The following is a 5,282-nucleotide window of genomic DNA, read 5'->3' on the forward strand; positions in this document are numbered from 1 at the left end:
TCGTGGGCGGGGTGGTGTCTGCCGGTCCGGCGAGAGTCTGCTCGGGTCCCAGCTGTCCAGGCGTTCAACCACGGCGTATCCACCCCTCGGCGCGACGTGAAGCGGCCTCGATCGCCGCCGAGCTCGTTACCTTGAGTTCTCCCACGGGAGAACAGTAGGCGTGACGCGGCTCTCACCACGAGGAGCTACCGACTCGCGACCGAGAGTGTCCTGTAAGGGGATCGATCCGCGGGACGCTTTCAGCGGACTGCTCGGAGGGGCTACTGCTCGTCTTTCCGGGCTGCTCGGCCGACGAAGTGCACGGACCGTCGAGCGTCGACGAGTTCGCGCTTCTCGAAGTGGCGAACGACGAAGGCTCCTGCGACGAACGAGTAGCCGATGCCCTCCGCGATTCGTGTGAGGACCGGGATGGTGCTGATGATCTGTTCGACGGTGGGTGATCCGTTGGCTTGGTAGGGGGCGATCCAGAACGGCACGATCGTGCCGAAGACGATGCCCAGGAGAATCCCGGCGACACCGATCCAGAACATGGAAGTGGACGAAAGTGCTCTGAGCATGGGATCCCCGGAATGTTCGGTGGGCGAGTCGAGAGGCGCCGCTGTCGGACGCGCCGTCCTCGCTCACGGCTGATCGGTCTGGTTACAAGCGCAGGTTGAGCGCGGCGAGGACGGTGACGAGGCCGGCCGCGACGACGACGACCGTCAGTGCAACGCGCCCCGCCGTACGGCGGAGAAGGCCGGTCATCGTGGCGGCGTCCGCCACGCGAGTCGCGATCACGAGGTCAGGAACGCCGGCCGGCGGTTGCGGTGGCGTCGTGGAGTCGTCTTCGCTGGCCGGGACGCTCACGGTCTGCTGAGCCGGCTCGATCCGATCGGGCAGCTTCTTGAAGCGGCCATCATTCGATTCGCCCACAGCGACCTCCCCAGCGGTCGCCGCATCGCGACCCTCCTTCGTGACTGTAGCCGTGCAACTCCATTGCGTCAGCGTGAGCGCGTAGCGGCCTGGAGCTGGAGACTGCTGCGGCGCACGTCTCCTCTCCACTCCTCGAGCGTCCACCGATCGGGTCCCGTAGAGGAACCTGCTGCTTCCCGAGCGCGCTGCTCGCTGCCATAGATTCCAACGACGTCGGTGGCGTCTGCCCAGAGGGCTGTCCTGAGGAGGAGGTAGTGCTCACCGTCACTGCTGTTCTTCACGCCTCGGATCCTCGTCGGTTCCGACGTCGTTCGGTCACCGTGGCGCGAGGTATCACAGTGCTGGCGCGCGTCCCGTATCGGGATCCTAAACCGGTCACCTATAGCGGCGTTTCTCGCGGCGTCGTTGCGCTCCTCAGCGCGTGTGTTCTCGCGGCACTGTGCGACTGGGCTACTCCGCGTCGTCGCTAGCAGTGTCGCCCCGGCCGCTTGCAAGAGGTCTGTAGCTGGGCAGAGGGGTGGAGCTCGCATCGAACCCCTCAGGGCGATCGTCTCCGTGATCCGCGGTCTCGCGGTCGGCTTCCATGCGCTGCCGCCGTGCCTGCTCCTCGGCCACGGCAAAATCGATGAGCCTCTTCGATCCGTACATACGACCACCTCATTCCTCGGAGTGGCGAGCGTATCGACCTCGGCTGGGGAAGGCGTCATCCCGGTACACACGACCGCTGCCCGCGGTTCCCGCCGCAGCCGACGTCGCCCGTGCCCCAGGTCGCTTACCGGCATTCGCTGCAGCGTGTTCCGTATGGGGATCGATCTGCGGGACGCTTTCAGCGGACCGCTCGGAGGGGCTTGGCGTCGTCGTCGCTTGCTGGTGATGCCGCCAGGGTCGACCGCAGGTCTTCTCGTGCTCGTTGGTAGCGGGTGCGTGCCGTGGACGCGGGGACGCCGAGGAGTTGTCCTGCTTCGGTGATGGAGAAGCCGTCCCAGTGGATGAGGCGGACGAGCTCGGCCTGTTCTGGCGCGAGCCTGGCGATCGCATCGCGCACGTCGACTCCTTCGTCGGCGGGGCGTCCTTCGGTAGGAGCGGTCGCCAGAACGCCGCGGAGCCGGCCGGAGAGGTCGGCTCGCCTGTTCTCAGTGCGGGTGCTGTTCGAGAGGACGTTCCGGGCGATGCCGAAAAGCCACATCCGCGACTCCTCCGCGGTGCGGGGAAGGGCGCCTACGCGGCGCCATGCGGTGAGCATGACGTCCGCGAGTGCGTCGGCGGCGTCCTCGAGAGGGAGGCGGCGTTGCAGGTACTTGAGCAGGTCAGGCGAGGCGACGCGCAGCGCCTCGGTGAGTCGCTCCGCCTCGTCGGTCTTCCTGCGGGTCACCAGGTCGCTCCGGGGCAGTGGGCCTCGCCCGCGATGCTGAGGTTCGCGGCGTCGACGTCGACGTTCTGCGCAGTGAGCTCGGCGTCGAGAGCGTTGCTGATGATGCGCCCGACGGCGGTCGAGTACTCCCGGTCGGCGTTGTAGAACTCGGTGCCGTAGCCGGCCGGCGTGCGGGATCCGTCAGCGTTGATGAAGGATCGGTCCTCGGTACGCAGCTGCGCGATGGTCTCCTGGAGTGCCCCGTCGCTGAGGAGGGCGTCTATGTCGGTCGTCTGGTAGAAGTTATCGACCACGGCGACGGCCGCCGGATCGGTTCCTTGAACGTCTCCCATGCGCTCCTCACACTGAACACCGCTGGGCAGCGAATAGGTGATCGAGGCGTCCGGCGTCTCCGCCCACGGCGACCACGCGCCCGTCGCCGCGGCGGCCGCGGTCGCCATGCCACCGAGCAGTACCAGCGACGCCACTCCGGCGACCGCAGGACGCGCCCAGCGGTGACGGTTGACGCGGGCCTCTGCCGCCGCGAGCTGCTGAAGCTCGGCCAGCTCGACAGCGACGTCGTTCGTCACTGTCGATGTGCGGGGGCTGGACTCATCCAGCAGGACGTCCAGGGGGTCTCGGTCAGGGGCGGCAGTCATGACGGGCTCCTTCGAAAGCGGGTTCATCCTGTACATGTCCACCCGACCCGCAAACGTCTGCCGCAGCATGAAACCGGCTCGCCGCCCTCGTCGCGGTGCCAGCGCCGACGCCGGACGTCAGGTCGCGAGGGAAGAGGCGAGTTCGGCGGGCGCTCCTGCGGAGCGGGGCTGCCACGACTCGAAGACGCCGTAGGCGATGATCCGCTCCGCGGTCGACAGCAGCGGATTGCAGCTCGTCATCGTGATCAGACGATCCGTCGGAACGACGTCGCTCGTCCAGGGGACCGGATCGATGACCTGCACTTCGGAGGGCTGCACGTATTCGAGGTTCCGGAACCGATAGGTGTACCAGCCGTCGGCGGTCTCGATGTAGATCGCGTCACCTAGTTGCAGCTCATCGATGAGGTGCATTCCTCCGCCGGCGGCGGAGCGGTGCGCCGCGATCGCGAAGTTCCCCATTTCGCCGGGCATCTGCGTTCCCGGGTAGTGGCCGATGCTGCCCACGTCGAGCACGTTCTCCGCGTCGACGCCCTCAGCGATCGTGCGCACCCACCCCTCGCCGTACCGGGGGATGTAGAGGTTGCCGAACGTGGTGTCCAGAGCTGCGACCGGCGCGATCACCGGGTCACCGGGGACGGCCGGCTCAGCGGTCGGCTCGGACGGCGCCTCCGCGGACGGCGCGTCATCGCCCCAGCTCTGGCGCAGCTCGGCCGCTTGATCTTCCTGCCGCCCTGCGATCACCGCATCGTTCCACCACAGCTGCCAGGCGAGGAACAGCAGAACGAGCACCCCTACGGTCATCAGCAGCTCACCCAAGACGCCGAAGAAGGACAGGCGGCGACGAGCCGGACGACGTCGGCGCCGCGACACGTCCACGGATGACGAAGCAGTCATGCGCAGGAGTCTAGGTGTGCCGCTCTCACCCGCATCGCTGCTGGAGATCGTTCACCGAACGAGCGATCGCCCTGGTGAAGCTAGCTGCGCGGAGAGGCGTCGTTGTGCCAGTACGCGGCAATTGCCGAGGTTCGCCGCACTACCGCGTCCGCCGAGGCAGGCGCCGGCCACAGATACAGCGCGTACCGGTCAGGCGCCGGATGCGCTTCGTCGGCGACATCTTGTCGCCGGCCCTCTTCCATGCCGGAAGCGCACCACCGGGCCCGATAGGCGGACGCCGTGAGCTGGAACGACGCGGCGGAGTCCCCAGACCATCCGCTAAGCACCGCATCCGGTCCTTCGGGCTGGAAGCTCGCCTCGACGATCTCCTCCCACAAGCCGAGCTCAGGCGCTGTGTCCAACGTGCTGACTCGAACCTGTACGTACCCGGTGTGGATACCTGTCCGCATGAAGAGGGCGCCGGGCAAGCTCGCTCCGCACAGCCCATTCTCTTGTCCGTCGAACGCATCACGAGGATCCTCAACCGACGCAGCGCCGGTTGTGAGTTGCAGCTGGGAGTAGTGCGTCCACACGGTTCCATCGAAGACGACTGGCATAACAGCCATCCTCCTCGACGTTCCCAGCGTCGCGTCCCATATGGGGATCGCTGGCCGGGCGTCCGGGAGGATCAGCGCATGTTGCCGGATGTCGAGCTTGCCGCAGCGCTCGAGGCTGTCGGGGTGCGGCGGCGGTGCTCGACGTCGACGTTGGGTAGCTTCGGGACATGGATGAAGCCACTGAGCCGTCCGCGCGTGGGTAGCGTATCGATCTCAACGAGCCGCCGAGGCTTCTGTGCAGTGAAGCGGAGGCAGCGCTCGTGCGCGCGTCGGAGGAGAGTGCACTTCTTCGCAGCCAGCCCTCGGGATCCAGTGGGAGGGAGAGGGTCGTTTCTGCTGCGCGCTCCGCTGTTCTTCTCGGTGCCAACGAGGACGAGCTCGCCGTGGCGATGGGGTTCACGCTCGAGGCTGTTCGGTCGATGCTCCGCGACGCTTGAACTAGGCCCGGGCCGTCCCGTATGGGATCCGCTCGCGCTTGCGCCACGCCTCGAGGAACGTCAACGACACCACGTCCTCCGCCTCCCCAGGAGTCGGAGCGAGCCCGAGCGCGTGCCGGCGGACGCGGTCGCGGTGCCGGTCGAAGATGCGACCGAACGCCTCACCCTCACCCGCTACGACGCGAGCCCAGTCCTGCTCATCAGTGACGCTCATACCAAGAAGTGTCCGCAGCGCTGCAAATCGCTGCACCCTTGGCCAAGTCCCCTCGAGTGCGAAGACTTGTGCCGTCCCGTAGGGGGATCGTTCAGCGGTTCACGCGATTCGCCGCCGTCGGAACGATCGGCAGCTTCTTCGCGCGAAGGGTGGTGGCGAGGAGCCGGCCGAGGAGGGAGGCGATGCCTGCCGTGACTGCGTATTCCGTGATGAGGCCCG

Annotated in this window: 7 protein-coding genes; all 7 read right to left on the minus strand. The window is 67.1% G+C overall.

Annotated features, from left to right (window positions below):
* Window positions 1-260 precede the first annotated feature (260 nt).
* Window positions 261-530, minus strand: a complete 270-nt coding sequence (locus C5C53_RS16485; RefSeq protein ID WP_104224259.1) for a hypothetical protein — start codon at window positions 528-530, stop codon at window positions 261-263.
* 109 nt (window positions 531-639) lie between these two features.
* Window positions 640-912, minus strand: coding sequence for a hypothetical protein (locus C5C53_RS16490; RefSeq protein ID WP_104227086.1), 273 nt, complete (start codon window positions 910-912; stop codon window positions 640-642).
* An 826-nt stretch (window positions 913-1,738) separates the two neighbouring features.
* The gene (locus C5C53_RS16500) at window positions 1,739-2,284 is read right to left on the minus strand and encodes an RNA polymerase sigma factor (protein WP_104224254.1); all 546 of its coding nucleotides are present in this window, start codon (window positions 2,282-2,284) and stop codon (window positions 1,739-1,741) included.
* Window positions 2,281-2,922: a hypothetical protein gene (locus tag C5C53_RS16505; protein ID WP_146079378.1), complete on the minus strand. Its 642-nt coding sequence runs from the start codon at window positions 2,920-2,922 to the stop codon at window positions 2,281-2,283. The genes C5C53_RS16500 and C5C53_RS16505 overlap by 4 nt, the downstream gene beginning before the upstream one ends.
* A 117-nt stretch (window positions 2,923-3,039) precedes the next feature.
* A complete protein-coding gene (locus C5C53_RS16510) occupies window positions 3,040-3,816 on the minus strand; it encodes a class E sortase (protein ID WP_104234404.1) in 777 nt (258 codons plus the stop codon).
* Between the two features lie 80 nt (window positions 3,817-3,896).
* Window positions 3,897-4,412: a hypothetical protein gene (locus C5C53_RS16515; protein ID WP_104234405.1), complete on the minus strand. Its 516-nt coding sequence runs from the start codon at window positions 4,410-4,412 to the stop codon at window positions 3,897-3,899.
* Between the two features lie 438 nt (window positions 4,413-4,850).
* Window positions 4,851-5,063 carry a sigma factor gene (locus C5C53_RS16520; RefSeq protein WP_104234406.1) on the minus strand — a complete coding sequence of 71 codons (213 nt, stop codon included), beginning with the start codon at window positions 5,061-5,063 and terminating at the stop codon, window positions 4,851-4,853.
* Window positions 5,064-5,282: the final 219 nt, after the last annotated feature.

This window comes from Rathayibacter sp. AY1E3 (assembly GCF_002932235.1).
Taxonomy (GTDB): Bacteria; Actinomycetota; Actinomycetes; order Actinomycetales; family Microbacteriaceae; genus Rathayibacter.